The 25,169-nt window shown below is 66.5% G+C and carries 30 protein-coding genes and 1 other RNA gene; 17 read left to right on the top strand and 14 right to left on the bottom strand.

Features of this window, described 5'->3' with window-relative positions; translation table 11 throughout:
* Window positions 1-163: 163 nt before the first annotated feature.
* From ACW178_RS10700 to ACW178_RS10715, 4 genes are read left to right on the top strand one after another with little or no spacing between them, the layout of a single operon-like run.
* Window positions 164-1,015, top strand: a complete 852-nt coding sequence (locus tag ACW178_RS10700; RefSeq protein WP_287103934.1) for a thymidylate synthase — start codon at window positions 164-166, stop codon at window positions 1,013-1,015.
* Window positions 1,015-1,314: a phosphoribosyl-ATP pyrophosphohydrolase gene (locus tag ACW178_RS10705; protein WP_492024545.1), complete on the top strand. Its 300-nt coding sequence runs from the start codon at window positions 1,015-1,017 to the stop codon at window positions 1,312-1,314. Before ACW178_RS10700 ends, ACW178_RS10705 begins: the two co-directional genes overlap by 1 nt.
* Window positions 1,311-1,841, top strand: coding sequence for a dihydrofolate reductase (locus ACW178_RS10710; protein WP_182713050.1), 531 nt, complete (start codon window positions 1,311-1,313; stop codon window positions 1,839-1,841). Before ACW178_RS10705 ends, ACW178_RS10710 begins: the two co-directional genes overlap by 4 nt.
* Before the next feature lie 9 nt (window positions 1,842-1,850).
* Window positions 1,851-2,171, top strand: coding sequence for a YbjQ family protein (locus tag ACW178_RS10715; RefSeq protein WP_054765867.1), 321 nt, complete (start codon window positions 1,851-1,853; stop codon window positions 2,169-2,171).
* Between the two features lie 34 nt (window positions 2,172-2,205).
* On the opposite strand, the gene ACW178_RS10720 is transcribed toward ACW178_RS10715, so the two are convergent.
* The gene (locus tag ACW178_RS10720; RefSeq protein ID WP_492024546.1) at window positions 2,206-3,303 is read right to left on the bottom strand and encodes an NADH:flavin oxidoreductase; all 1,098 of its coding nucleotides are present in this window, start codon (window positions 3,301-3,303) and stop codon (window positions 2,206-2,208) included.
* Between the two features lie 75 nt (window positions 3,304-3,378).
* Entirely contained in the window at window positions 3,379-4,452 is a 1,074-nt protein-coding gene (locus ACW178_RS10725) for an Mrp/NBP35 family ATP-binding protein (protein ID WP_287105884.1), read from the bottom strand.
* Window positions 4,453-4,598: 146 nt separating this feature from the next.
* Here ACW178_RS10725 and miaA point away from each other — a divergent pair, with 146 nt between their 5' ends.
* The 4 genes from miaA (at window position 4,599) to ACW178_RS10745 (ending at window position 7,167) form a co-directional block, all read left to right on the top strand.
* Window positions 4,599-5,408 carry a tRNA (adenosine(37)-N6)-dimethylallyltransferase MiaA gene (gene miaA / locus ACW178_RS10730; RefSeq protein WP_492025053.1) on the top strand — a complete coding sequence of 270 codons (810 nt, stop codon included), beginning with the start codon at window positions 4,599-4,601 and terminating at the stop codon, window positions 5,406-5,408.
* A gap of 5 nt (window positions 5,409-5,413) precedes the next feature.
* Window positions 5,414-5,779: a transfer-messenger RNA gene (ssrA, locus tag ACW178_RS10735) on the top strand.
* Between the two features lie 89 nt (window positions 5,780-5,868).
* On the top strand, window positions 5,869-6,339 hold the full coding sequence (locus ACW178_RS10740; protein ID WP_287105877.1) for an SspB family protein: 471 nt from the start codon (window positions 5,869-5,871) through the stop codon (window positions 6,337-6,339).
* 93 nt (window positions 6,340-6,432) lie between these two features.
* The gene (locus tag ACW178_RS10745; RefSeq protein ID WP_287105875.1) at window positions 6,433-7,167 is read left to right on the top strand and encodes a C13 family peptidase; all 735 of its coding nucleotides are present in this window, start codon (window positions 6,433-6,435) and stop codon (window positions 7,165-7,167) included.
* Here ACW178_RS10745 and ACW178_RS10750 read toward each other — a convergent pair.
* Together ACW178_RS10750 and ACW178_RS10755 are read right to left on the bottom strand one after the other, a co-directional pair.
* Window positions 7,136-7,492: a RusA family crossover junction endodeoxyribonuclease gene (locus ACW178_RS10750; RefSeq protein WP_054765871.1), complete on the bottom strand. Its 357-nt coding sequence runs from the start codon at window positions 7,490-7,492 to the stop codon at window positions 7,136-7,138. The genes ACW178_RS10745 and ACW178_RS10750 overlap by 32 nt on opposite strands.
* The gene (locus ACW178_RS10755) at window positions 7,489-8,106 is read right to left on the bottom strand and encodes a peptidylprolyl isomerase (protein ID WP_287105873.1); all 618 of its coding nucleotides are present in this window, start codon (window positions 8,104-8,106) and stop codon (window positions 7,489-7,491) included. Before ACW178_RS10755 ends, ACW178_RS10750 begins: the two co-directional genes overlap by 4 nt.
* Window positions 8,107-8,187: 81 nt before the next feature.
* On the opposite strand from ACW178_RS10755, the gene fumC reads away from it, so the two are divergent.
* Both fumC and ACW178_RS10765 read left to right on the top strand, forming a co-directional pair.
* Window positions 8,188-9,579: a class II fumarate hydratase gene (gene fumC / locus ACW178_RS10760; protein WP_492024547.1), complete on the top strand. Its 1,392-nt coding sequence runs from the start codon at window positions 8,188-8,190 to the stop codon at window positions 9,577-9,579.
* 76 nt (window positions 9,580-9,655) lie between these two features.
* A complete protein-coding gene (locus tag ACW178_RS10765; RefSeq protein WP_054765874.1) occupies window positions 9,656-10,735 on the top strand; it encodes an alpha/beta hydrolase in 1,080 nt (359 codons plus the stop codon).
* A gap of 2 nt (window positions 10,736-10,737) precedes the next feature.
* Here ACW178_RS10765 and ACW178_RS10770 read toward each other — a convergent pair whose 3' ends face one another.
* A complete protein-coding gene (locus ACW178_RS10770; RefSeq protein ID WP_054765875.1) occupies window positions 10,738-11,124 on the bottom strand; it encodes a YccF domain-containing protein in 387 nt (128 codons plus the stop codon).
* 89 nt (window positions 11,125-11,213) lie between these two features.
* The gene (locus tag ACW178_RS10775) at window positions 11,214-11,453 is read right to left on the bottom strand and encodes a DUF2171 domain-containing protein (RefSeq protein ID WP_054765876.1); all 240 of its coding nucleotides are present in this window, start codon (window positions 11,451-11,453) and stop codon (window positions 11,214-11,216) included.
* A gap of 142 nt (window positions 11,454-11,595) precedes the next feature.
* Here ACW178_RS10775 and ACW178_RS10780 point away from each other — a divergent pair, with 142 nt between their 5' ends.
* On the top strand, window positions 11,596-12,831 hold the full coding sequence (locus ACW178_RS10780; protein ID WP_492024548.1) for a patatin-like phospholipase family protein: 1,236 nt from the start codon (window positions 11,596-11,598) through the stop codon (window positions 12,829-12,831).
* Between the two features lie 2 nt (window positions 12,832-12,833).
* Window positions 12,834-13,022 (top strand): DUF4169 family protein, encoded by a 189-nt coding sequence (locus ACW178_RS10785; RefSeq protein ID WP_201462685.1) that lies wholly within the window; start codon window positions 12,834-12,836, stop codon window positions 13,020-13,022.
* Between the two features lie 3 nt (window positions 13,023-13,025).
* On the opposite strand, the gene ACW178_RS10790 is transcribed toward ACW178_RS10785, so the two are convergent.
* A complete protein-coding gene (locus ACW178_RS10790) occupies window positions 13,026-13,919 on the bottom strand; it encodes a DMT family transporter (RefSeq protein WP_287106179.1) in 894 nt (297 codons plus the stop codon).
* Window positions 13,920-14,070: 151 nt separating this feature from the next.
* On the opposite strand from ACW178_RS10790, the gene ACW178_RS10795 reads away from it, so the two are divergent.
* Both ACW178_RS10795 and ACW178_RS10800 read left to right on the top strand, forming a co-directional pair.
* Window positions 14,071-14,295: a ribbon-helix-helix domain-containing protein gene (locus ACW178_RS10795; RefSeq protein WP_054765880.1), complete on the top strand. Its 225-nt coding sequence runs from the start codon at window positions 14,071-14,073 to the stop codon at window positions 14,293-14,295.
* A gap of 28 nt (window positions 14,296-14,323) precedes the next feature.
* On the top strand, window positions 14,324-15,043 hold the full coding sequence (locus ACW178_RS10800) for an SIMPL domain-containing protein (protein WP_054765881.1): 720 nt from the start codon (window positions 14,324-14,326) through the stop codon (window positions 15,041-15,043).
* On the opposite strand, the gene ACW178_RS10805 is transcribed toward ACW178_RS10800, so the two are convergent.
* Entirely contained in the window at window positions 15,024-15,251 is a 228-nt protein-coding gene (locus tag ACW178_RS10805) for a hypothetical protein (protein ID WP_152950337.1), read from the bottom strand. The genes ACW178_RS10800 and ACW178_RS10805 overlap by 20 nt on opposite strands.
* 146 nt (window positions 15,252-15,397) lie before the next feature.
* Here ACW178_RS10805 and ACW178_RS10810 point away from each other — a divergent pair, with 146 nt between their 5' ends.
* From ACW178_RS10810 to ACW178_RS10820, 3 genes are all read left to right on the top strand, one after another.
* On the top strand, window positions 15,398-17,755 hold the full coding sequence (locus ACW178_RS10810) for an ATP-dependent helicase (protein ID WP_492024549.1): 2,358 nt from the start codon (window positions 15,398-15,400) through the stop codon (window positions 17,753-17,755).
* Window positions 17,756-17,850: 95 nt separating this feature from the next.
* Window positions 17,851-18,942, top strand: a complete 1,092-nt coding sequence (locus ACW178_RS10815; protein ID WP_287106176.1) for a PLP-dependent cysteine synthase family protein — start codon at window positions 17,851-17,853, stop codon at window positions 18,940-18,942.
* Window positions 18,943-19,022: 80 nt separating this feature from the next.
* Window positions 19,023-19,205 carry a DUF3606 domain-containing protein gene (locus ACW178_RS10820; protein WP_035305982.1) on the top strand — a complete coding sequence of 61 codons (183 nt, stop codon included), beginning with the start codon at window positions 19,023-19,025 and terminating at the stop codon, window positions 19,203-19,205.
* Window positions 19,206-19,208: 3 nt separating this feature from the next.
* Here ACW178_RS10820 and ACW178_RS10825 read toward each other — a convergent pair whose 3' ends face one another.
* From ACW178_RS10825 to pdhA, 6 genes are read right to left on the bottom strand one after another with little or no spacing between them, the layout of a single operon-like run.
* Complete coding sequence (locus ACW178_RS10825) at window positions 19,209-19,403, bottom strand: hypothetical protein (protein ID WP_054765885.1); 195 nt, start codon at window positions 19,401-19,403, stop codon at window positions 19,209-19,211.
* Window positions 19,404-19,414: 11 nt separating this feature from the next.
* The gene (lpdA, locus tag ACW178_RS10830; protein ID WP_492024550.1) at window positions 19,415-20,821 is read right to left on the bottom strand and encodes a dihydrolipoyl dehydrogenase; all 1,407 of its coding nucleotides are present in this window, start codon (window positions 20,819-20,821) and stop codon (window positions 19,415-19,417) included.
* 2 nt (window positions 20,822-20,823) lie between these two features.
* Window positions 20,824-21,303, bottom strand: a complete 480-nt coding sequence (locus ACW178_RS10835) for a glutathione peroxidase (protein WP_492024551.1) — start codon at window positions 21,301-21,303, stop codon at window positions 20,824-20,826.
* 13 nt (window positions 21,304-21,316) lie between these two features.
* The gene (locus ACW178_RS10840) at window positions 21,317-22,630 is read right to left on the bottom strand and encodes a pyruvate dehydrogenase complex dihydrolipoamide acetyltransferase (RefSeq protein WP_492024552.1); all 1,314 of its coding nucleotides are present in this window, start codon (window positions 22,628-22,630) and stop codon (window positions 21,317-21,319) included.
* Window positions 22,627-24,006, bottom strand: a complete 1,380-nt coding sequence (locus ACW178_RS10845) for a pyruvate dehydrogenase complex E1 component subunit beta (protein ID WP_492024553.1) — start codon at window positions 24,004-24,006, stop codon at window positions 22,627-22,629. The genes ACW178_RS10840 and ACW178_RS10845 overlap by 4 nt, the downstream gene beginning before the upstream one ends.
* Before the next feature lie 3 nt (window positions 24,007-24,009).
* A complete protein-coding gene (gene pdhA, locus ACW178_RS10850; RefSeq protein WP_182713069.1) occupies window positions 24,010-25,038 on the bottom strand; it encodes a pyruvate dehydrogenase (acetyl-transferring) E1 component subunit alpha in 1,029 nt (342 codons plus the stop codon).
* Window positions 25,039-25,169 lie beyond the last annotated feature (131 nt).

Below are 25,169 nucleotides of genomic sequence, written 5' to 3' on the forward strand. Positions count from 1 at the left end.
CGGTCCCCCTCCCCAAAAGGGAGGAATGCGATGACCGAAATCCTCCCCCTCTGGGGGAGGTGGCGCGGCGCGCAGCGCCGCGACGGAGGGGCCCGGGCCGTTTTCTGTGGACGTCGGTTCGGAACCGCGTGGCGAATCACCCGGACTGGGGCAAGTTGGCGGCATGAACGCTCAGGTCGCCTCTTCAGAACTTCAGAGCCGGACGGCCCCGGCCGACCATCCGGAGCGGCAGTATCTGGACCTGCTGCGCGACATACTGGACAAGGGCGTCCGCCGCGACGACCGCACCGGCACCGGCACCCTGGGCGTCTTCGGCCGCCAGATGCGGTTCGACCTGTCCAAGGGCTTCCCCGTCCTGACCACCAAGAAGCTGCACCTGCGGTCGATCATCGTCGAACTGCTGTGGTTCCTGCGCGGCGACACCAACATCGCCTATCTTAAGGAGAACGGCGTCCGCATCTGGGACGAATGGGCCGACGCCGAGGGCGAACTGGGTCCGGTCTACGGCAAGCAGTGGCGGTCCTGGACGGCGCCGGACGGCCGCGTCATCGACCAGATCGAAAAACTGGTCCATGGCCTGAAGACCAATCCCCACAGCCGCCGCCATATCGTCACGGCCTGGAACCCGGCGGACGTCGACGACATGGCCCTGCCGCCCTGCCACTGCCTGTTCCAGTTCTTCGTGGCGGATGGGAAACTGAGCTGCCAGCTATATCAGCGCAGCGCCGACGTCTTCCTGGGCGTGCCCTTCAACATCGCCTCCTACGCCCTGCTGACGATGATGCTGGCCCAGGTGGTCGGGCTGGAGCCGGGCGAGTTCGTCCACACCTTCGGCGACGCCCACCTGTATCTGAACCATTTGGACCAGGCCGAGCTCCAGCTCATGCGCGAACCCCTGCCCCTGCCGGTGATGAAGATCGCGCCGAAGGACGATCTGTTCGCCTTCGAACTGTCGGACTTCATGCTTGAGGGCTATGAAGCCTGGCCGCACATAAAGGCCGAAGTGGCCGTCTGATGAATTTCAAGAGTCTGCAGGCCGACGTCCTGCGCATCTCCGACCTCTACGCCGCCAATCACGGCATTGATCGCGACCGGGACTGGGCCTTGCTGAAGCTCCAGGAAGAGCTGGGAGAGCTGACGGCTGAACATCTGCGGCTGTCCGGTAGGGCGCGCGGCGCGGGCGACGCCGACGCCCTGGGCGACGAGGCGGCCGATGTTCTGGGCATGCTGTTGATCTATTGCGCGGGCACCGGGATCGACCTTGAAACCGCGATGCGACGCAAATGGCTGAAGTGGCTGGAGCCTGCGGCATGACCGGGCCCGCTCGGATCGCCCTGGTCGTGGCCCGCGGCCGGAACGGCGTCATCGGCCGGGACGGCGACCTGCCCTGGCGGCTGCGTTCGGACCTGCAGAGATTCAAGGCGATCACTATCGGAAAGCCCTGCCTGATGGGGCGCAAAACCTGGGAGAGCCTGCCGCTGAAGCCCCTGCCCGGCCGGCTGAACCTGGTCCTGACCAAGGACGAGTCCTACGACGCCGACGGCATGGCCAAGGGCGCCGTGGTCTGCTCCAATCTGGACGAAGCGATCGAGATCGCGCGCGAGACCGCCGAGGAGGACGTCGTGGACGAAATCTGCATCATCGGCGGCACGGCCCTGTTCGCCGCCGCCCTGCCCCGCGCCCGCCGCCTCTATATCACCGAGGTCGACGCGGCCCCCGAGGGAGATGCGGTCTTTCCGTCGTTCGACGAAACAGCCTGGGTTGAAGTATCTTCCGAAACCCATGCGGCGGGCGAGAAGGACGACCACGCCTTCACCTTCCGCGTTTTGGATCGTCGTTAGGAGCCCCTCATGTACGTCGCCACCACCAATGACCTGCCCGGTTTTCGCGTCACCCGCCACATCGGCCTGGTGCGCGGCGTTACGGTGCGATCCCGCAACGCCATTTCCGACGCCATCGGCGGCGTCCAGTCCATGCTGGGCGGCCGGGTCGGCGCCTATGTGAAACTGGCCGAGGCGGGGCGTCAGGAAGCCTATGACGAACTGGTCAAACACGCCCAGGCCCACGGCGCCAACGCCATTCTGGCCGTCCGCTATGACGCCACCGAGATCATGCCGGGCGTGACCGAGGTGCTGTGCTACGGCACAGCCGTGATCGTCGAGCCGGCCTGACCTCTCGGAAGGCCGGCCGGCCCGACGCCTCGGGTCAGGACAGAGTCATCAGGTCCGAGCGCTCGAAATTGCGCAGTTCCTCGGTGCGCCCGTCCCGAATCTTCTCCACCCAGTGCGGATCGGCCAGCAGCGCGCGGCCGACCGCCACCAGATCGAACTCCTCCTTCTCCAGCCGGCGCGTCAGGCCGTCCAGCGAGGCAGGCTTGGAGCCTTCGCCCCCGAAGGCCGCGATGAATTCGCCGTCCAGCCCGACCGAGCCGACGGTGATGGTCGGCTTGCCCATCAGCTTCTTCGTCCAGCCGGCGAAGTTCAGATCCGACCCCTCGAACTCCGGCTCCCAGAATCGGCGCTGCGAGCAGTGGAAGACGTCGACCCCGGCGTCCGACAAGGGCGTCAGCCATTCCACGATCTGGTCCGGCGTCTCGGCGATCCGGGCGGCGAAGTCCTGCTGCTTCCATTGCGACAGGCGCAGAATGACGGGGATGTCGTCGCCGACGCCCTCGCGCACCGCCTTGACCACCTCGGCGCCGAAGCGCGCCCGCTCGGAGATGCTCGGCCCGCCCCAGCGGTCCTCGCGCACATTGACCGCGCCCCAGAAGAACTGGTCGATCAGATAGCCGTGGGCGCCGTGAATCTCGACGGCGTCAAAGCCCAGCTCCCGCGCCGCGCGCGCAGAGCGACCGAAGGCCGCGATAGTGTCGGCGACGTCCTCTTCGGTCATCGGCTCATACTTGGCCTTGCCCGGCGAAGTCAGGCCTGACGGACTGTCCACCTTGCCCAGGGGCGTCCAATCAGCGCCCTGGCCCCGCGCCGATCCCACGTGCCATATCTGCGGCGCGATCAGGCCTCCGGCGGCGTGGACCTCGTCCACCACCGTCTTCCAGTGCGGCAGGGCCTCGCCGTGGAAAACGGGCACATTGACGTCATTGCGCGCAGCGGGCCGTTCCACCACCGTGCCCTCGGTCACGATCAGCCCCACCCCGCCCTCGGCGCGGCGGCGGTAATAGCCGGCCACATCGGACGTCGGGATGCCGTTCGGGGAAAAGGACCGCGTCATGGGCGCCATGACGATGCGGTTGGGCAGGGTCAGTCCCTTGACCGTAAAAGGGCGAAACAGGGCGTCGACGCTCATCGGATCTCCTCGCGAAATGGCAAGGGTGAAGGTGGCGAATAGAGTTGTGTTTGAAAACCCCACGCCCTGAAGTTTCTACAACCCCAGAGAAGCCGCCACCTGCTCGGCGATCACAGCGAACCGCACCGCGATCGCGCCTTCGGGATCGGAGACGACCACCGGCCGCCCCGCATCTCCGCCCTCTCGCAGAGCGGCCTCCAACGGCAGATCGCCCAGGAAGGGGACAGCCAGGCGCTCCGCCTCGACCTTGGCGCCGCCTTGTCCGAAGACGGCGCCGCTCATGTTTTCAATGAGGCCCAGCGTCGGCACATTCACCTTCTGGAACAGGGTGTGCGCCCGCCGGGCGTCGGCCAGAGCCACCTCCTGCGGCGTGGAGACGATGACGGCGCCGTCCAGCGGGGTCCTCTGGATCAGGGTCAGTTGCACGTCGCCTGTGCCGGGCGGCAGATCGACCACCAACACGTCCAGCGGCGCTTCGGCCGCGCCCCATCGGGTCTGGGTCAGCATCTGGGTGATGGCCTGGGACGCCATCGGCCCGCGCCAGATCATGGCGTCGTCCATCCTGGTCAGCAGGCCCACAGACATCGCTTTCAGTCCATGCGCCTGGTGCGGCACCATAGCCCCGTCCTCATAGGCGGGCTGGCCGCTGATCCCCAGCATGGTGGGCAGCGAGGGACCGTAGACGTCGGCGTCCAGAATCCCGACAGACAGCCCCCGTGCAGCCAGGGCTGCGGCCAGATTGACGGCCACGGTCGACTTGCCCACCCCGCCCTTGCCGCTGGCGACGGCCAGCACGCGCCGGACATGGGCTGGGCGGTCCGTAGGGACCGACGCCTTGGGGCGTCCCTGATCCACAGCGGCCTTCGACAGGCCGGCGGTGCGCGCGGGCTTGCCGAGCCCAGGCTTGGCCTCCGCCGTCAGGATCACCGAGACCCGGTTCATGCCGGGGATGGCCTTCAGCGCCGCCTCGGCCGCGTCCCTGACGGGGGCGTAGGTCGCGACCAGACTGCGGTCCACCTCCAGGGCGAAGCCCGCCCGATCCTCGGCCACGACCAGCCCCTGCACCAGGCCCGAAGCATGGAGCCCCTGGCCCGAAACCGGGTCCTTGACGGCGTCGAGCGCGGCGATGACGGCGGAACGTTCGACCAAGACGGTCTCCACAAGACTTGCAGGCGATAAGGGGCGCGTTCTATCGCCCCTGGATGCCGCCCGCGAGCCTCGATTTGTCCAAGCCGCCGTTAGTCACCCTGATCGCCGGCCCCACCGCCTCGGGAAAATCCGCCTTGGCGTTGAAGATGGCGCGCGAGACCGGGGCGGTCATCATCAACGCGGACAGCCAGCAACTCTACGCCGATCTGCGCATCCTGACCGCCCGCCCCTCGCCGGAGGACGAAGCTCTGGCCGACCACCGACTCTATGGCGTCGCCGACGCGGCGGAGGCCTGGTCGGTCGGACAATGGAGCCGGGCCGCCCTGACCATTCTGGACGAACTGCGGACGGAGAATCGCCCCGCCGTCCTCATCGGCGGCACGGGCCTTTATTTCGCAGCCCTGACACGTGGGCTGGCCGACATTCCTCCGGTTCCCCCCGCCGTCCGCGACCAGATCGAGGCGGACTATCTGGCGCAAGGCGAGGCTGCGTTTCGCGCCCGCCTCGCCGACGTCGACCCCCAGGCCGCCCAATCCATAGAAGTCGGCGACCGCCAGCGCCTGGTGCGGGCCATGAGCGTCCATTCCGCCAGCGGTCGCTCGCTGACAGACTGGAAGGCGCGGACCCGCCCGCTTCTGGAGCCCGGTTCATGGACGGGCCTCGTGCTCGAACCGGATCGCGCGGTCCTCTACGCCAACTGCGACCGGCGCGTGGATACGATGGTGGAAACGGGGGCCCTGACCGAAGTTCGACGCCTCATCGCGCGCAATCTTTCACCCGCCCTGCCGGCCCTCAAGGCAGTGGGCGTGCGCGAGCTCGCCGCCTATACCTCCGGCGACCTTGAGCGCGAGCCGGCCGTCGCTGCGCTGAAGCAGGCCACACGGAACTACGCAAAGCGGCAGCTGACCTGGTTCCGAAACCAGACGCCGGACTGGCTTCGGCTCCCCGGCGCCTGACGACGGGGCTTGGAAACCGCGCAGGCCACGCCTATATTCGCGTCGTTCGGCTTCGGCCGGACTATGGCGATAAAGGCGCCTGTAATAAGCGGACCGGACCCGGGTGCGATTCCCGGCGGCTCCACCATTTCTCCCCGCGTTATCGGCGGAGGCAGTATGGGGCCGACTAGCATCGACGGACGTGTAAAGAGGATTGCTTTCGCTCGTCCTGGCCCACCGTATCGGGCCATTTTCTAACTGCGAACGATAACTTCGCTGGAGAAGTCGCTCTCGCCGCGTAATGCGGTTCGGGTGATTTCGAACCTTAAGTCCTAGGGGTTCAGATCCCTGGGCGGGGCCTGTCGGGAGCCTGGCAACAGAATCCCGGCGCTTATCCCGCACATCCTGCGTCTTTACCTCATTCACATCTTTCGCCCACGCGCCTGCGCCGCTATCAGTCGCGCTTAATTGCGAGGTGACGATGACCGACCAGACCCCTCCGGTCGATGAGATGCAGTACGAGCGGCTGGCGCACGAGGCTTTGCGCGGCGTGATCCGGTCTGCGCTCGATCATGTGGCCGCCGAAGGTCTGCCCGGCGCGCATCACTTCTACATCACCTTCAAGACCCGCGCCGCCGGCGTCAGCATTCCGGCGGACATGCTGACCAAATATCCCGATGAAATGACGGTGGTGTTGCAACATCAGTATGAGGATCTTCAGGTCGAGGCCGACCGCTTTTCCGTGAAGCTCCGCTTCGGCGGCGTGCCTCGCACCCTCGCCATGCCCTATACGGCGGTGACCCGCTTCTACGATCCCAGCGTCCAGTTCCTGCTGCAGTTCGAAGAACCCGAGATCGTCGAGAATGTGGAAGACGCCACGCCGCCGGAAAATCCGGCGCCGACGTCCGACGGTCCGAAGGTCGTTTCCCTGGACCAGTTCCGCAAGAAGTAGACTCTTCCCTGATCCAGTCCGGACGCTAAGCTCTCGTTTCAAAGGTCTGGACGGGGGCACGCGATGTTTCGGTGGACGACGGCGACGGTCGTAATGTTCGGCCTTGTCGTCCTGGGCTGTTCGGCCCAGGCGCAGAACCGGTTTGATGGCTGGGCTTCCGCCGTCATCGCTGCAGATTGGCGTGACAGTGACGGCCGTCCCATCGCCGCCTTCGACAACGCCCAGCGCGACCTGTCCAAAGCCTTCCAACAGGCCGGCTTCGATCCGGCAACCATGGTCAGCGTGAGCCTGCGTCCGGACGTCGCCGCGCCGGTGGAGGCCCAGGACAGCCTGCGTCGGTTTGCCGAGGCGGCTGAACGGGCGACGCGCGGCTGCCTCTTCTACGTCACCTCCCACGGCTCTCCCGAAGGCCTGGTCTTCGGACCTGAGGCGACGCTGGCGCCAGAGGATCTGATTCCTGTCTTGCGCCAAACCTGCGGCGATCGTCCGACGGTCGTGGTTCTGTCCGCCTGTTTCTCGGGCGTCTTCGTCGACGGCCTGAAGGGACCGAACCGCATGGTCATGACCGCCGCCCGGCGCGATCGCTCCTCATTCGGCTGCGCCGCCGACGCCCTGTATCCCTATTTTGATGAATGCGTGCTGGACGGGCTGAAAACCGCGCCGGATTTCATCGCCCTGTCCCGCGCCGCCACGTCCTGCGTCGCCGCGCGCGAACAGGCGGAGGGGCTCTCTCCGGCCTCAGAGCCTCAAACGGCGATCGGCGCGAACATGCAACTGCTTTTGCCGACGCTGCGGTTCAGGCCCTACGAGGATAGGACCGGATCGTAATCCGCTCGCGCTCGCCTTCACGCCGCTCCACGAGAAGACGGGCCACCTGGCTGTCGTCGTGGAACAGATAGCCCTTGATCGAGTCGAGCAGGGCCTTGGCCAGGTTGTCGAGGTCCATCCACGGGGGTTCGCCGACATGTTCCATGCGGATCTCGACCACATGATCGCCCCAGGACGGCCGCGACGCCCACTCCTTGCGCATAAATTCATAGACCAGCGGCTTGTAGTATTTGGCTTGGGTGGTCAGGCCGTCGATGACGATCTCGACCGCCTCGCCGTCCTCACGGGCCCGCACCTTGCCGGTTCCGATCCAGCCGACGGTCATCGGGTGCAGACGGACGGCGCGGCGTCCAGCAAACGGGCGGAACGGATGACGACCGGCGGCGTCAGCTGCTCTTGCGCGTTCGCGGGCATCTTCTGGATGCGGCGCGCCACATCCAATCCCTCGATCACCCGGCCGAAGGCGGCGAATCCCTGGCCATCTGGATTGCGGGCGCCGCCGAAATCCAGACTGGGGGTGTCCTGGGTCACAATGAAGAAGCTGGACGTCGCGCTGTCCGGGCCGTCGCGCGCCATGGACACGGTCCCCGCGAGATGACGCAGTCCTGTGTCCCGAGTCCGCTCCAGCGGAATGGGCGGACGGGCGTCGTCGTCGCTCCCCCGCGGCGTCGCCGCCTGGATGACGTCGATCGGGTTCGGGTTGGCCGTATTGGTCTCGCGCACCACGGTGCGGAAGAAGGACCCGTTGTCATAGTCGCCGAAGACGACGTAGCTGATGAAGTTGCAGGTGCTGATCGGCGCCGCTTCGGCGTCAAGGGCCAGAACGATTCGCCCGGCCGTCGTGTCCAGGGCGACGCGCGGTCGAGGCTGTTCAGCGGGAAGTCCGGCGCATCCCGCCAGCATCAGCAGAGTCGCCGCTAGAATATGCTTTGGTCCCATGGCCGCCTCGCCTTGCCCTACTCTTCTCTCGTGCTACACCGCCGCGCATACAATCGCCACGCCTGAGAGCCTTGTCCGCGCATGAGCAACGTCCGCACTGAAACCGACACCTTCGGCCCCATAGAGGTCGCCGCCGATCGCTACTGGGGGGCCCAGGCGCAGCGGTCTCTGGGCAATTTCAAGATCGGCTGGGAGAAGCAGCCCCTGCCGGTCTTGCGGGCCCTGGGCATCGTCAAGCGCGCCGCCGCCGAGACCAACCGCGACCTGGGCAAGCTCGACCCCGCCCTGGCCGACGCCATCATCCAGGCCGCCAATGAGGTCATCGAGGGCAAGCTGAACGACCACTTCCCCCTGGTCGTCTGGCAGACGGGTTCGGGCACCCAGTCGAACATGAACGCCAATGAGGTGATCTCGAACCGCGCCATCGAAATCCTGGGCGGCGAGATGGGCTCCAAGAAGCCGGTCCACCCCAACGACCACGTCAATATGAGCCAGTCGTCGAACGACACCTATCCGACGGCCATGCATGTGGCCTGCGCCGAACAGGTGGTCAGCGATCTGCTCCCGGCGCTGAAGCATCTGCACGCCGCCCTGGACGCCAAGGCCAAGGCCTGGGCCCACATCATCAAGATCGGCCGCACCCACACCCAGGACGCCACCCCCCTGACCCTGGGCCAGGAGTTCGGCGGATACGCCCAGCAGGTCGCCAACGGCATCGAGCGGATCGAACAGACCCTGCCCAAGCTGATGGAGCTGGCCCAGGGCGGCACCGCCGTGGGCACCGGCCTGAACGCCCCCATCGGGTTTGCCGAAAAGGTTGCCGCCCAGATCGCTCAGATCACCGGCCTGCCCTTCACCACCGCCCCGAACAAGTTCGAGGCCCTGGCCGCCCACGACGCCATGGTCTTCAGCCACGGCGCGATCAACACGGTCGCCGCCTCGCTGTTCAAGATCGCCAACGACATCCGCTTCCTGGGCTCCGGTCCGCGTTCGGGCCTGGGCGAACTGGCCCTGCCGGAGAATGAGCCGGGCTCGTCGATCATGCCGGGCAAGGTCAATCCGACCCAGTGCGAAGCCCTGACCCAGGTCTGCGTCCAGGTGTTCGGCAACAACGCCGCCCTGACCTTCGCCGGCTCGCAAGGCCATTTCGAGCTGAACGTCTACAACCCGGTCATGGCCTACAACTTCCTGCAGTCGGTCCGCCTGCTGGCCGATGCGGCGATCAGCTTCACCGACAACTGCGTCGTCGGCATCGAAGCCCGCGAAGACAATATCGCGCGCGGCCTGAACAACTCGCTGATGCTGGTCACGGCCCTGAACGGCAAGCTGGGCTATGACCTCTGCGCCAAGATCGCCAAGACCGCGCACAAGAACGGCACCACCCTGCGCGAGGAAGCCGTGGGCGGCGGCTATCTGACCGACGCCGAGTTCGACGAGGCGGTGCGACCTGAAAAGATGATCTCGCCCGGCTGACGTCCGGCTGTTAAACTTGCAACCAAGGCGCGGCCCGAGGGATCAGCCCTCGGGCCGTCGTCATTTGGAGGCGGCGATGACCGAGGTCCGGGTATTCTTCACCACCAACCGCAACTATCAGCCCGCCAACAAGCGACAGGTTTTCGGCCGTACCTTCAATCCCGACGGCGTCGCCGCCCTGCGGTTCGGCTATGCCGATTTCAAGTCCGATCCCCAACGACCGGTCCTGCAGGACCTGCACGTCTATCCCGATGTCCTGAACCAGACCGACGTGATCAAAACAGGCGGCGGCATGTTGATGGAGGATCTGCGCGCCTCCATGGCCCAAGGCAGGAAGTGCGACACCCTGGTCTTCATCCACGGCTTCAACGTCAGTTTCACCGGCGCCCTGCAGAGCGCGGCCCTGCTGGCTCAGGGACTGAACATCGGCGGGCATCCGCTGAATGTCGTCGTCTTCAGCTGGCCTTCGGATGGGTCGGCCGTGCCCTGGATGTCCTACTACAGCGACCGGGAGGATGCGCGGGCGTCAGGGCCGTCGGTCGCGCGGGCGTTCCTGAAGTTCAGGGACTTCGTCCTGGCGCTGAACGAAGCCGACTACTGTCAGCGGCGCGTGCATCTGCTGACCCACAGCATGGGCGCCTATGTGCTGCGCCAGGCTTTGCAGGCCCTGATCGCCAAAGATCGGGATGGACTGACCCGTCTGTTCGACCAGATCCTTCTGGCCGCCCCGGACGAGGACGACGACGCCTTCGAGCACGACACGAAGCTTCGGCTGCTGCCCCGCATCGGGCGACAGGTGACCGTCTATTATAATCCCAACGACAAGGGCCTGACCGTCTCGGACAAGACCAAGGCCAATCCGGACCGCCTCGGCTCCGACGGCCCTCGCCTGGTGGATCTGATCCCCAAGAAGGTCGCCCTGGTCGATTGCCGCGTGGTCGCGGGATCGGCCGATCCCTTCATCGAGCACAGCTATTATGTGCGGAGCCAGGCGATGAACGACGACATCTCGGCGGTGCTGGCGGACACACCCCTGGACGACATCCCCAACCGGATCTTTGTCGAACGCCAGCGGTCCTGGCGGATCGTCGCGGAGACCGGCGTCAAGCCGGCCCGACCGCCCGAACCGACTCGCCCCGACGCACCACCCACATAAACCTAAGGCTTGTCGCGGATCGTTCGTCCCACCGGAGCCAGCGCCAGCTTGGCCAGTTCCAGATCCTTCAGGGCGAAGGGGATGCCGATGATGGAGACGAACTCAGCCACCGCGATAACCAGGTGCGACAGGGCGATGTACCAGCCCGCCACGACGAACCAGACGATGTTCAGCACCAGACCCAGACAGCCCGCCACCGGATGGGCGTCCTGCCAGACGATCTCGCGTCCGAAGGGCCAGAAGGAATAGCTGGCGATCCGCCAGGCGGCGAAGGTCCAGGGCAGGCCCACCACGGTCAGGGCCAGGATCGCGCCGCCCAGCAGCCACAGCAGCCCCGACAGCCAGCCGCCGAAGACCAACCACAGGATATTCAGGATCAGACGGATCATCGCATCTCTCCGAGAACAATGTCCTCCAGATAGAACGAAGGCCCCGCCGACGACAGCAGGGCCTTCATTAATTCACCGAAACCCGGACCCTAGTGCGGCTTCTCGGACCAGCGCGCCTTGGCCTCGTCCTGGGTCAGGTTCAGGTGGACATGCTTGTCATCCACCCGTTCCACCCAGCTGACCGGGATCAGGTGATGTTTGAACCCACCGGCGAGGTCCAGCTTGGCCAGTTCGATCTGGTCTCCCAGAACATGATCCACGCGGCCGACATGACCGCCGTCCGATCCGACGACTTCGAGATGTTCTTTGATGAGCGAGGCGTCGACCATGAGGGTTCTCCGGGTTTTAAGGTTGGTCCCATGAAACGGACACGCCACTAGCGGGTTTCAAACCGCAGCGCTTGCTGCTGTATAGGGGGCGAGGCAGGACCTGAGCCCGCCGCCGGCTCCTTCACGGATCGTCGAGATACATATGAAACGCGCCTGTTCGACGCTGCTGGCGATGATAATGGCCTGGTCCGTCGCCGCCTGCGGCACCCTGCAGCGGCCGGAAGGGCCGCTGCGCCTGGCCGATGGCGCCCTGATCCCGGCTCAGGATCCGCGGATCCGCACGAACGACGCCGTGCGCCTCGAGGCCTTCACCGAAGAAGTGGGCCAGCGCCTGGCTCAGAAACATGATCTGTCGATCCTGGCCCTGTCCGGCGGCGGGGCCAACGGCGCCTATGGCGCAGGCGTGCTGGTCGGCTGGACCGAGCGGGGCGACCGGCCGGTCTTCGACATCGTCACCGGCGTCAGCACGGGCGCCTTGGCCGCCCCCTTCGCCTTCGCCGGTTCGGCATGGGACGCCCAGCTGGGCCACGCCTATACGGACGGGGGCGCCAGCAGTCTGTTGAGCTGGCGCAGCCTGGCCTTCTTCCTCTACCCCAGCCTCTTCAGCGCCTCGGCGCTCCGGACTCTCGTCGACGAGAACGTCACCCCCGACCTCCTGGCGGCCATCGCCCGCGAACACGCCAAGGGCCGCCGCCTGCTGGTCGCCACAACCAATCTGGACAGCGAGGAGACGGTCATCTGGGACATGGGCCTGCTGGCCAGCCAGAACGACGAGAATTCGCGCGCCCTGTTCAAGGAGGTGCTGGTGGCGTCCGCCAGCATCCCGGGCGTCTTTCCGCCCGTGCTGATCGCCGGTCTTCAGCCGGACCAGACCGTGGTGATGGAAATGCACGCCGACGGCGGGGTCAACACCCCCTTCCTCGCCATCCCCGAGCCCCTGGCCCTGTGGACGCGGCCGCAGGACGAGCCCGGCGGCGGCGCCCTCTATGTCGTGGTCAACGGCCAGGTCGGCCGCAACGAAGGGGTCACGCCCGGTCGGCTGACCGCAATCCTGATGCGCAGCTACGACAGCATGAGCAAGGCTTCGCTGCGCGCCCATCTGGCGACCACCGCCGCCTTCGCCCGGCGCAACGGGATGAGCCTGTCCCTGTCCGCCATTCCCGATAATGTCGAGGCTTCCAGCCTGGAGTTCGACCAGAAGACTATGACGGCCCTGTTCGAACTGGGGCGCCGGCAGGGTCGGTCCGCCGAGGCCTGGACCCGGCTGGATCGGCCGGACCCTTCGCCTGGCTTCCTTACCGCGAAGGCCCTGCCCGCCGACGAGGTCCCCGAGCCGCTGAGACCCCACGAGGCCGACAGACCCGAAAAGCAGAACTGACCATGGCTGAAATCATCAACCTGAACCGGGCGCGCAAAGCCCGCGCAAAGTCAGAAGACAAGATCCGCGCTGCGGCGAACCGTGTCGTCCACGGACGCTCCAAGGGCGAGAAACAGGCCGCCCGGACCGAGCAGGAGCGGGCGGAGCGTCGCCTGGACGCTCAGAAGCGCGAGACGCCGACGGAGGACTGAGCCTTAAGCCGCCTTGGGCGCCCGGATCAGCAAGACCTGGCCCACCAGCACAAGGGCCAGCCCGACCAGCATGGTCACGCCGACCTCCGCCCCCTCGAACAGAACGGACATGATGACGGCGATCGGCGGGGTCAGGGCCGAGATATAGCTGGCGAGGGCGAACCCCCTCTGTTTCGCCAGGGTGAAGTACAGGCCGAAGGCGATGACCGATCCGAAAAGCGACAGGTGCAGCAGGGACAGAACATAGGCGGGAGTCGCCTCGACCCGCCACTCCACTCCGGTCGCAAGCCCGTAAGCAGCCAACATGGCCGTGCCATAGGCCATGGCCCAGGCTGTGGCGGCCATGACCGGGGCTCCGGCCTGCTGACCACGCCAGGCAAACCAGTTGCCCAGGGCGGAGGCGAGCACCGCGACGAGGGCCAGCACAATGCCCAGCCCCGGCGCCGATCCGGCGGAAGCCCCCGTTCCCGCCAGTTGGCCAAACGACAGGACCGCGACGCCGCAAATTCCCAGCACCGCCCCCTGCCAGGCGCCGGCGGACGCCTTCTGCCGCTCCACTAGCCGGAACATCACCAAATTCACGAAGGCCAGGGCCGCAAAGATGACCGCCACCACGGCCGAGGCTACCCGCTCCTCGGCCGCATAGACGAAGCCGTAGCTGACCGCGAAGACGAAGGCCCCCTGCCCCACGGCGGCGAGGTGTTGGGCGCGGGTCAGCCTCAGCGGCCGGCGCGTCAGGGCGCAGAAACCGACCAGGACCACAGCCGCCAGGCCAAAACGCCAGACGATCGAGACGATCGGATCAACCACGCCCAGCTGCAGGGTGATGGCGAACCAGGTCGTGCCCCAGATGAGGGCGCAGACGAGGATGGCTAGGACGGTGACGGGGCGACTCATGCAAGACTCCGGCTGACGGCGCCGGAATACCATCCCCGCCCTTCCGGCGCCGTTCACGTCTTGCGCCCGTGTGTGACGTCAATTCCAGGAGAAAACCCGCCATGTGCAGTACTCGCCGTCCCTCGCCCGGACGCTTCAGGGGACCTGCGCAGTGAGCGGCCTGCGGAAGCGTTCGGTCGTGCTCGCGGGCCACGCCACCTCGGTGGCGCTGGAACCGGAGTTCTGGGCCGTACTGGACCGGATCGCGGCCCGCCGCAGCCTCTCCAAGGCGCAACTGCTGGCCGACATCGACGCGGGTCGCGGCCGGCGCCCGCTCGCCTCCGCCTGTCGATTGCTGGCGCTCAGCTGGGTGGCGGAGCACGGGGTGGAGATGTAAAATCGGCCGCCGACAAGGAGCCTTCCCTATGGACACCCCGCGCCTGATCCCCGCCGCCGTCTTCGGCGGCCTGGTCGCCCTGGGCCTGATCGGCGCCGGCGCTCTGATCGGCCAGGGCGTGGTCCACGCCCGCGCCGGCGACCGCACCGTGACCGTGCGCGGCCTGTCGGAGCGCGAGGTGAAGGCGGATCTGGCGGTCCTGCCGCTGCGCTTCACCGCCTCGGGCGAGGTTCTGTCCGAAGTCCAGGCACGGATCGACGGCGACCTGGCCCTGGTCCGCCAGTTCCTGAAGTCCCAGGGCTATCCGGCCGAGGCCGTCGATCTGGGACGGCTGGAGGTGGCCGACACGCGGTCTCGGGAATACGGAGTCCAGAACGGCGGCCCTCGCTTCATCCTGGCCCAGACCGTCATCGTCCGCACCGGCGACGTCGCCCGGGTCCAGGCCACCACCCGCGCCCTCAACGACCTGGTCCGTCAGGGCGTGGTGCTTCAGGATTTCCAGGGCCCCTCCTACATCTTCACCAAGCTGAACGCCGTCCGGCCCGAGATGATCGCCGAAGGCACGGCGGCGGCGCGCACCGGCGCCGAACAGTTCGCCAAGGACTCGGGCACGCCGCTCGGCCCCATTCGCCAGGCGACCCAGGGCTCCTTCGAAATCCTGCCGCGCGACGGCGCGGGCGGCGACGAATCCGGCTCCATCGACAAGAAGGTCCGGGTCGTGACCACCATCACCTATAGTCTGAAATAGGCCCGTCCGGCGCCTGTACCTCGCCCAGCTGGACGATCTCGGACGCGGGCCGTTCGGTGGGTCGCCGCTCGTCGACCTCCCGCTCACCCGTCGATTCGACCAGGGCGACCCACACGGCGATAACGGCGAACATGCCGACCATGCCGAGGACGAAAGCCCGCCAACCGCCTCCGTCCTGTCCAGGTCTTCGGTCCGATGGTCGGGTCATCCTCTGCGCCTTCCGTTGCATCGTCAGGGGAACAGAGCCTCGGCGGAACCGGTTCCGCAGTTCATTTCCGGACCGGTCCTGACATCGCCGTCTGGTCCCCTTATGTTCCCTTCTTCGATTCTGACCGCCCGGACCGCTTGCCGCCTGTGACCGATCTTCCCGCCCCCCGTATTTCAGACCTGGCCCGCGCGCGTGCGCCGCAGGAGGGAGAGGCGCGCGACTATCTGTCTGGACTGAACCCCGAGCAGCGCGAGGCGGTCGAGACGACGGAAGGCCCGGTCCTGGTCCTGGCGGGCGCCGGCACGGGCAAGACGCGGGTGCTGACGACGCGACTGGCCCACATCCTGGCCACCGGCCGCGCCCGCTCGTGGGAGCTTCTGGCCGTCACCTTCACCAACAAGGCCGCGCGCGAAATGCGCGAACGGATCACCCATCTGATCGGCCCCTCCGCCGAAGGCCTGCGCTGGCTGGGCACCTTCCACTCCATCGCCGCCCAGATCCTGCGCCGCCACGCCGAACTGGTCGGGCTGAAGTCCAGCTTCACCATCCTGGACACCGACGACCAGGAGCGGCTGCTGAAACAGCTGCTGGAAGCCGCCAATATCGACACCAAGCGCTGGACGCCCAAATCCCTGGCCGGCCTGATCGACCACTGGAAGAACCGCGGCTGGACGCCCGACAAACTGCCGCCCGGCGAAGACTTCGCCAACGGCAAGGGCCAGGGTCTTTACGCCGCCTATCAGGCCCGCCTGCGCACCCTGAACGCCTGCGACTTCGGCGATCTGCTGCTGCACAACATCACCATCCTGTCCAAGCACGCGGACCTGGCCGAGGAATACCGGCGACGCTTCCGCTACATTCTGGTCGACGAATATCAGGACACCAACGTCGCCCAGTATCGGTGGCTCCGGCTGCTGACGGCCTCGACCGGCAATGTCTGCTGCGTCGGCGACGACGACCAGTCGATCTACGGCTGGCGCGGGGCCGAGGTGGACAACATCCTGCGCTTCGAGCGCGACTTCCCCGGCGCCAAGATCGTCAAGCTGGAGCGCAACTATCGCTCGACCAGCCATATCCTGGGCGCCGCCTCGGGCTTGATCGCGGCCAACCGCGATCGTCTGGGCAAGACCCTGTGGACCGAGGACGACAGCGGCGACAAGGTGCGCGTGCGTGGCGTCTGGGACGGCGAAGCCGAGGCCCGTCTGATCGCCGACGAGATCGAGACCGCGCGTCGCCCCCACGCCGGCGAGCCGGGCCTGAAATACAAGGACATGGCCATCCTGGTCCGCGCCTCCTTCCAGATGCGGGCCTTCGAGGAACGGCTGGTCATGCTGGCCATCCCCTACCAGGTCATCGGCGGCCCCCGCTTCTTCGAACGGGCCGAAATCCGCGACGCCCACGCCTATCTGCGCCTGATCCAGTCCGAGGACGACGACCTGGCCTTCGAGCGGATCGTCAATGTGCCCAAGCGCGGCATCGGCGACGCCAGCGTGCAGAAAATCCTGCAGATCGCCCGCCAGCACGACCTCTCCGCCCTGACGGCCGTGCGCGGCCTGATCAACACCGACGAGCTTCAGGCCCGCACCCGCACCGCCCTATCCAACTTCGTGCGCGACCTGGACCGCTGGCGCGCCCTGGCCGAGACCACGCCTCACTGGCAGGTGATGGAGACGGTGCTGGAGGAGAGCGGCTACACCGACATGCAGAAGGCCGACCGCACCAGCGGCCAGACGCGGCTGGAGAACCTGAAGGAACTGACCCAGTCCATGCAGCAGTTCGAGACGCTGCAGGCCTATCTGGAGCATGTCTCCCTGGTCATGGACCTGGAGCGGGCGACGGCCGAGGATCCGCACGGCGACGGGGCGGTCCAGATCATGACCCTGCACGGCGCCAAGGGACTTGAGTTCCCGCTGGTCTTCCTGCCCGGCTGGGAGGAAGGCGTCTTCCCCAGCCAGCGCAGCATCGACGAAAAGGGCGAGAAGGGCCTCGAGGAGGAACGCCGCCTGGCCTATGTCGGCGTCACCCGCGCCAAACAGGACGCCCGCATCTCCTTCGCCGCCAACCGCCTGGTCTATGGCCGCTGGACCTCGCAACTGCCCAGCCGCTTCGTCGACGAACTGCCCATCGCCCACGTCGATCCCCAATCCGACACCGGCTACTACGGCGCCTCGACCGGCATGAAGGAGGCCAAGAGCCGCTGGGACGACGCGCCCAGCTTCGGCAGCGGCTATTCCTCCCCCGGCTGGAAACGGGCCCAAAGCTTCACCGCCGCACAGACGCCGAACCGCATCCCCGCGCGCAAGGCCGTGATCGAGGGCGACGGCCGCCTGATCGCCACGGCGGACCCGAAGTCCAGCTCAGGATGGGCGCGCGGCCAGCGCGTCTTCCACCAGAAGTTCGGCTACGGCCACGTCCGCGTCATAGAGGGCAACAAGCTGCTGGTCGATTTCGAAAAGGCGGGCGAGAAACGGGTGATCGACAGTTTCGTGGAGAAGGCGGACTGAACGGAGCGACGTCGGCGTGGCGGCGATCATCCGCCTTTGCCGTCGGCCAAGCTTTGGCCTAAGCCATCGCCTTCCTGTCTGCGACCGAGTCCGCCATGTCCGCCCCTGCCCGTCCCACCGTTGATCGCGCCTGGTTGAGCTGGGCCATGCGGCGGATCGAGGCGGACTACAACCGCTCGGCCGACACCCATCTGATCCCTGTGGACATGCCGGCCCTGTCGGACATCGCCCTGTATCTGAAGGACGAATCCAGCCACCCGACCGGCAGCCTGAAGCACCGTCTGGCGCGGTCGCTGTTCCTCTACGCCCTCAGCAACGGCTGGATCGGCGAGGGCATGACCATCATCGAGGCGTCCAGCGGCTCGACCGCCGTGTCCGAGGCCTATTTCGCCCGGATGCTGAACCTGCCCTTCATCGCCGTGGTGCCGCGCTCCACCGCCCAGGAGAAGATCGCCGCCATCGAATTCTACGGCGGACGCTGCCATTTCGTGGACGTGCCCGGCGAGGCCTACGCCGAGAGCCAGCGGCTCGCCGACGAACTGGGCGGCCACTACATGGACCAGTTCACCTATGCCGAACGAGCGACAGACTGGCGCGGCAACAACAATATCGCCGAGTCCATCTTCGCCCAGATGCGACGCGAGCCCTGCCCCGTCCCGCGCTGGATCGTGTGCGGCGCCGGCACCGGCGGCACCTCGGCGACCATCGGCCGGTTCGCCCGGTTCAATCGCCACGACACCCGGATCTGCGTCGCCGACCCGGAAGCCTCGGTCTTTCACCGTCACTGGGCCGACGCGGCGGTCCAGAGCAGCGCCGATCGCCCGTCCCTGATCGAGGGCATCGGCCGAGCGCGGGTCGAGCCCTCCTTCATCCCCAGCGTGGTGGATCGGATGATCGTCGTCCCCGACGTCGCCTCCATCGCCGCCACCCGCGTCCTCAGCCGGCGTCTGGGCCGCCCCTGCGGCGGATCGACCGGCACCAACCTGTGGGCCTGTGTCGAACTCGCTCAGGAGATGGCGCAGGCGGGCGAATGCGGTTCGATCGTCTCGATCCTGTGCGACCACGGCGACCGCTACGCCTCGACCTATTTCGACGACGCCTGGATCTCCGGCCAGGGCCTGCACACGGCGCCCTGGGAGGCCCGCCTGGACGCCTTCTTCGAAACCGGCGTCCTGCCCGAGGCCTGAACCGCCTGTCTTGTCGGGATGAACAGGACTAAGAAGAGCTGAGAGGCCGCAAACGGTCCGAACCTCCACAGGAGCCGACCATGGCGGGCCTCAAGGACAAGCGCGGCTTCATCGACAAGGAGCGCATCGACCTGACTGAGCGTCAGTCGGTCGAATACTGGATGAAACGCTGGGGCGTGACCAAGGACCAGATCACCGCCGCCCACCGCAAGGTCGGCCGCATGACCAAGGACATCGCGGCGGAGCTGGGGAAGAAGCGCTGAGCCTCAGTCCCTGGCCTGCGTCAGGATCATCTCGGGCGTTTCCCTGACGCGAAACACCTTGGCCACAAACTGGTTATCGATGCTGACTTCCGTCAGAGTCGGCTGACCATGTTTGCCGTCCTTCACGATCAATTCGCGGACGTGGTTCAGGTTGATCCAGTGAACCACGCCGTTTGTCTCGGTGACCTTGGCGAACATGGACCTCTCCATCAGATGTGCAGCACCCGCCCATAGGCGTCCAGCGCCGCCTCGTGCATGGCTTCCGACATGGTCGGGTGCGGATAGACGATGCCGTGGATGTCCTCTTCCGTCGCCTCCATGGTGATGGCGGTGACATAGCCCTGGATCATCTCGGTCACTTCGTGGCCGATCATATGGGCGCCGATCAGGGCGCCGGTTGCCGCGTCAAAGATCACCTTGACGAAGCCGTCCGGCTCGCCCGAGGCCACGGCCTTGCCGTTCACGCGGAACGGGAAGCGGCCGATCTTGACCTCGCGCTTCTCGGCGCGGGCGGCCTGTTCGGTGACGCCGACCGAAGCGACCTGCGGCTGGGCGTAGGTGCAGCCGGCGATGGGCGAGACGACATTGGGAGTCTTGTAGCCGGCGATATATTCGGCGGCGTGAATGCCTTCGTGGCTGGCCTTGTGCGCCAGCCAGGGCGCGCCGGCGCAGTCGCCGATGGCGAACAGGCCCTTGACGTTGGTCTGGCAGTGGCTGTCGGTCTTGATATGGCCGCGGTCCAGTTCGACGCCCAGGGCCTCCAGGCCGATGCCGTCGGTGTTGGCGGTGATGCCCACGGCCGAGATGCAGACCTCGGCCTCTAGGGCCTCGGCCTTGCCGCCGACCTCGATGTCGACCTTCACGCCCGCGCCGGTCTTGGAGACCTTGGTCACCTTGGCGCCGACTTTGAACTTGATCCCGCGCTTCTCGAACGACTTCTGCGCGGCCTTGGAGACCTCTTCGTCCTCGACCGGCATGATGCGCTCGACCGCCTCGACGACCGTCACCTCGGCGCCCAGGGCGCGATAGAAGCTGGCGAACTCGATGCCGATGGCGCCCGAGCCGATGACCACGAAGGTCTTGGGCAGCTTCTTCGGCGCCAGGGCGTCGCGATAGGCCCAGATCTTGTCGCCGTCGGCCTCAAGCCCGATCTGCGGCAGGGCACGGGCGCGCGCGCCGACGGCCAGCATCACCGACTTGGCCTCGACCGTGCGAGACCCGCCGGCCTTCAGGGCGATGACGACCTTGGGCGCCGCAGCGCCTTTTTCCAGCTTGGCCGAGCCCTCGATCACCTCGATCTTGTTCTTCTTCATCAGGAAGGCGACGCCCTTGTTCATCGTCGCCGCGACGCCGCGCGAGCGCTGGATGATGGCGTCGAAGTCGAACGACGCGCCGGACGCCGACAGGCCGTACTCCTTCAGATGGCTCAGGCTCTCGAACTTCTCGCCCGACTTCAGCAGGGCCTTGGTCGGTATACAGCCCCAATTCAGGCAGATGCCGCCCAGGTTCTCGCGCTCGACGATGGCGACCTTCTGGCCCAGCTGGCTGGCGCGGATGGCCGCGACGTAACCGCCGGGGCCCGAGCCGATGACGACGAGATCGAATTCAGCAGCCATGATCAGATCAACTTCTCGATGTCGGCCTTGATGGCCTCGGGTTCAGTCTGCGGGGCGTAGCGGGCGACCACCCTGCCCTCGCGGTCGGTCAGGAACTTGGTGAAGTTCCACTTGATGGATTGGGAGCCGAGGAAGCCCCGTTTCTGCTTGGTCAGCCAGGCATAGAGCGGATGCCGGTTCGGCCCATTGACCTCCACCTTGTCGAACAGGGGGAAGCTCACGTCGAAACTGGTGGCGCAGAAGGCGGCGATTTCCGCCGCCTTGCCCGGCTCCTGATTGCCGAACTGGTTGCAGGGAAAGCCCAGCACCTCGAACGGCGCATCGGCGAAATCCCGATGCAGCTTCTCCAGACCCTCGTATTGGCCGGTGAAGCCGCATTTGGACGCGGTATTGACGATCAGCAGCGCCTGACCGCGGAAACGGTCCAGCGACACCTCGGCGCCGTCGATGGCGCGGGCGGAGAAGTCATAGACCGAGGTCATGACTTCCTCCCCCTCACGCCAGCATCGCGACGGGATCTTCGATCAGCGGCTTGAACGCCTGCAGGAAGCGGGCGCCGGTCGCGCCGTCCACCACGCGGTGATCGCAGGTCAGGGTCACGGTCATGACGGTGGCCGGAACCACCTGGCCGTTCTTGACCACGGCCCGCTGCTCGCCCGCGCCCACGCTCATGATACAGCCCTGGGGCTCGTTGATGATCGAGGTGAACTGTTTGATGCCGAACATGCCCAGGTTGGACACCGAGAAGGTGCCGCCCTGGAACTCTTCGGGCTTCAGCTTGCGGTCACGGGCGCGTTTGGCCAGGTCCTTGGACTCGGTCGCGATCTGCGCCAGACCCTTGGTCTCGGCCTTCCTGATGATAGGGGTGATCAGACCGCCGTCGATCGCCACCGCCATGGAGACGTCGGCGTTGTGGTGCATGGCGATGCCTTCGGGGGTGTAGGAGGCGTTCGCCTCCGGCACCATCTTCAGGGCCAGGGCGGCGGCCTTGATGACGAAGTCATTGACCGAGACCTTGATCCCCTGCGGCTCCAGCATCTTGTTCACCTTGGCGCGGACGGCCATCAGCTGGTCGATCTCGCAGTCGATGAACAGGGGGAAGTGCGGCACGTTCTGCACGCTCTCCACCATCCGGCGCGCCACGGCCTTCTTCATCCCGTCCAGCGGGATCAGGTCGTAGCTGCCGTCCGGGATACCCATCTGGGCCAGGGACAGGGCCTTGCGGGGCTCAGCGGCGGCGGGCGTTGCAGCGGCAGCGGCGGGCTGGACAGATCCCTTGCCGGCGGCTTCCACATCGCGGCGCACGATGCGCCCATGCGGACCGGTGCCCTTGACCGACTTCAGATCGACGCCGTTCTGAGCCGCGATCCGGCGCGCCAGGGGTGAGGCGAAGATGCGCTGGCCGCTTTCGGACTTCGGCGCCGGCGCGCTCTTAGGCGGCAGAACGGCCTCGGCGGACTTCACGCCTTCGGGCGTGGCCACGGCCTGTCCGCTTTCATGGCCGGCCTGAGCCGGCTTGTCGCTCGTCGACGGGCCGGCGGGCTTGTCGGCCTTTGGGGACGCCGCGCCGCCCTCATCCTTCAGTCGGGCGATGGGCGTATTGACCTTCACCCCTTCCGTGCCTTCAGCGACCAGGATGTCGGTGATCTCGCCCTCGTCCACGGCCTCGACTTCCATCGTGGCCTTGTCGGTTTCGATCTCGGCGATCACGTCCCCGGCGGAGACGACGTCGCCGACCTTCACATGCCACTTGGCCAGGACGCCCTCTTCCATGGTCGGAGACAGGGCCGGCATCAGGATATCGGTCATGCCATCACCTGCTTCACGGCTGCGATGATCTTGTCCACGCCCGGGAGCGACAGGGCTTCCAGATTGGCGGCGTAGGGCAGAGGCACGTCCTCCTGGTGCACCCGCAGCGGCGGGGCGTCCAAATAGTCGAAGGCGTGTTCGATGACGCGGGCCACCACCTCGGCGCCCACGCCCATCGGACCCCAGCCCTCTTCGGCCGAGACCAGGCGGCTGGTCTTCTTGACGCTCTGGACAATGGTGTCGGTGTCCAGCGGACGCAGGGTGCGCAGATCGACCACCTCGCACTCGATGCCTTCCTCGGCCAGCTTCTCGGCGGCCTGCAGGGCGAAGCCGACCATGCGGCTGTGGCAGGTGATGGTGACGTCGCGGCCTTCGCGGCGTACCTTGGCCTTGCCGATCGGCAGGACATAGTCCTCGACCTCCGGCACGTCGAACTCCAGCCCGTACATCATCTCGTGTTCGAGGAAGACGATCGGGTTCGGGTCGCGGATGGCCGCCTTCAGCAGGCCCTTGGCGTCGGCCGCATCATAGGGGGCGATGACCTTGAGGCCCGGCACCTGGGCATACCAGGCCGAATAGTCCTGGCTGTGCTGGGCCGCCACGCGGCTGGCCGCGCCGTTCGGGCCGCGGAAGACGATGGGCGCCTTGATCTGACCGCCCGACATATAAAGCGTCTTGGCGGCCGAGTTGATGATGTGGTCGATCGCCTGCATGGCGAAGTTGAAGGTCATGAACTCGACGATCGGCTTCAGGCCCGCCATGGCGGCGCCGACGCCTAGGCCCGCGAAGCCGTGCTCGGTAATCGGGGTGTCGACCACGCGCTGGTCGCCGAACTCCTGCAGCAGCTCGCGGCTGACCTTGTAGGCGCCCTGATACTGGGCGACTTCCTCACCGATCAGGAAGACCTTGTCGTCGCGACGCATCTCCTCGGCCATGGCGTCGCGCAGGGCGTCGCGGATGGTGGTCTTCACCAGCTTGGCGTCGGCCGGGATTTCCGGATCGCGCAGCTCGACCTTGGGGGTCGAGGTCTGGGTCGGGGCCTTTTCGGGATCGCCGGTCTTGCCCTCGGCGGTCGCCTTGGGCGCATCGGCCTGGGCCTTGTCGGACTCCGCCTTCGGGGCGGGCGCCGCCGCGCCGTCTTCGCCGGCCAGACGCGCGATCGGCGTATTGACCTTCACATTCTCCGAGCCTTCGGCGACCAGGATCTCCAGCACTTCGCCTTCATCCACGGCCTCGACTTCCATCGTGGCCTTGTCGGTTTCGATCTCGGCGATCACCTGGCCGGCCGACACGGTGTCGCCCGCCTTGATGTGCCATTTGGTCAGCGTGCCCTCTTCCATCGTGGGGGACAGCGCCGGCATGAGGATGTCGGTCACGGATCAGGCCTCCACGTAGACGTCGGTATAGAGCTCGGACGGATCGGGTTCCGGGCTTTCTTGGGCGAATTGAACGGCCTCTGCGACGATGGCCTTGATCTCGTTGTCGATGGCCTTCAGCTCGTCCTCGGTCGCATTGGCGGCGGCCAGCAGGGTCTTGACGTGATCGATGGGATCGCGGGTCTTCTTGACCTCGTCCACCTCTTCCTTGGTCCGGTACTTGGCCGGATCGGACATGGAGTGGCCGCGATAGCGGTAGGTCTTGACCTCAAGGATGTAGGGGCCCTCGCCGGCGCGGGCGCGATCCACCGCCTTCTTGACCGCATCGCGCACCGCGATCACATCCATGCCGTCGACCTGTTCGCCGGGAATGCCGAAGCTGGCGCCGCGCTGGCTGAGCTGGGTCGTGGATGACGAGCGTTCGATGCTCGTACCCATGGCGTACTGATTGTTCTCGATGATGTAGATGGCCGGCAGCTTCCACAGCTGGGCCATGTTGAAGCTTTCGTAGACCTGACCCTGGTTCGAGGCGCCGTCGCCGAAATAGACGAAGGCCACAGAATCGTCGCCGCGGTACTTGCCTGCAAAGGCCAGGCCCGTGCCTAGGGCCACCTGGGCGCCGACGATGCCGTGGCCGCCGTAGAAGCCGGTCGGCACGTCGAACATGTGCATCGAGCCGCCCTTGCCCTTGGACGAACCGCCGATGCGGCCGGTCAGTTCGGCCATGACTTCCTTCGGATCCATTCCCGCAGCCAGCATATGGCCGTGATCGCGGTAGCCGGTGATGATCTTGTCATGGCCCTGTTTGACGCTCTCCTGAACGCCCACGGCCACGGCTTCCTGGCCGATGTACAGGTGGCAGAACCCCCCGATAAGACCCATGCCGTAAAGCTGGCCCGCCCGCTCCTCGAAGCGGCGGATGAGCACCATCTCACGGTAATAGCGGAGGAGATCCTCCTTGGAGGCCGAAGGCGTGTTCGGTAGTTTGTCAGGCGCAGTGGTCTGAGCGGCTTTGGCTGGGGCTTTCGCCATCCGGCATCTCCCGGCTAGGCGCCGGGGAGCGACGCCTTCTTATCGTTACGGAAGGGGGCTTTAGCAGCCTTCGTTCCCGAAACGCAAAGGGGGGCGGGCCAAGCTGTAACAATAGTTCAAGTGGGGAGGAT

This window comes from Brevundimonas sp. AVps4 (assembly GCF_058681525.1).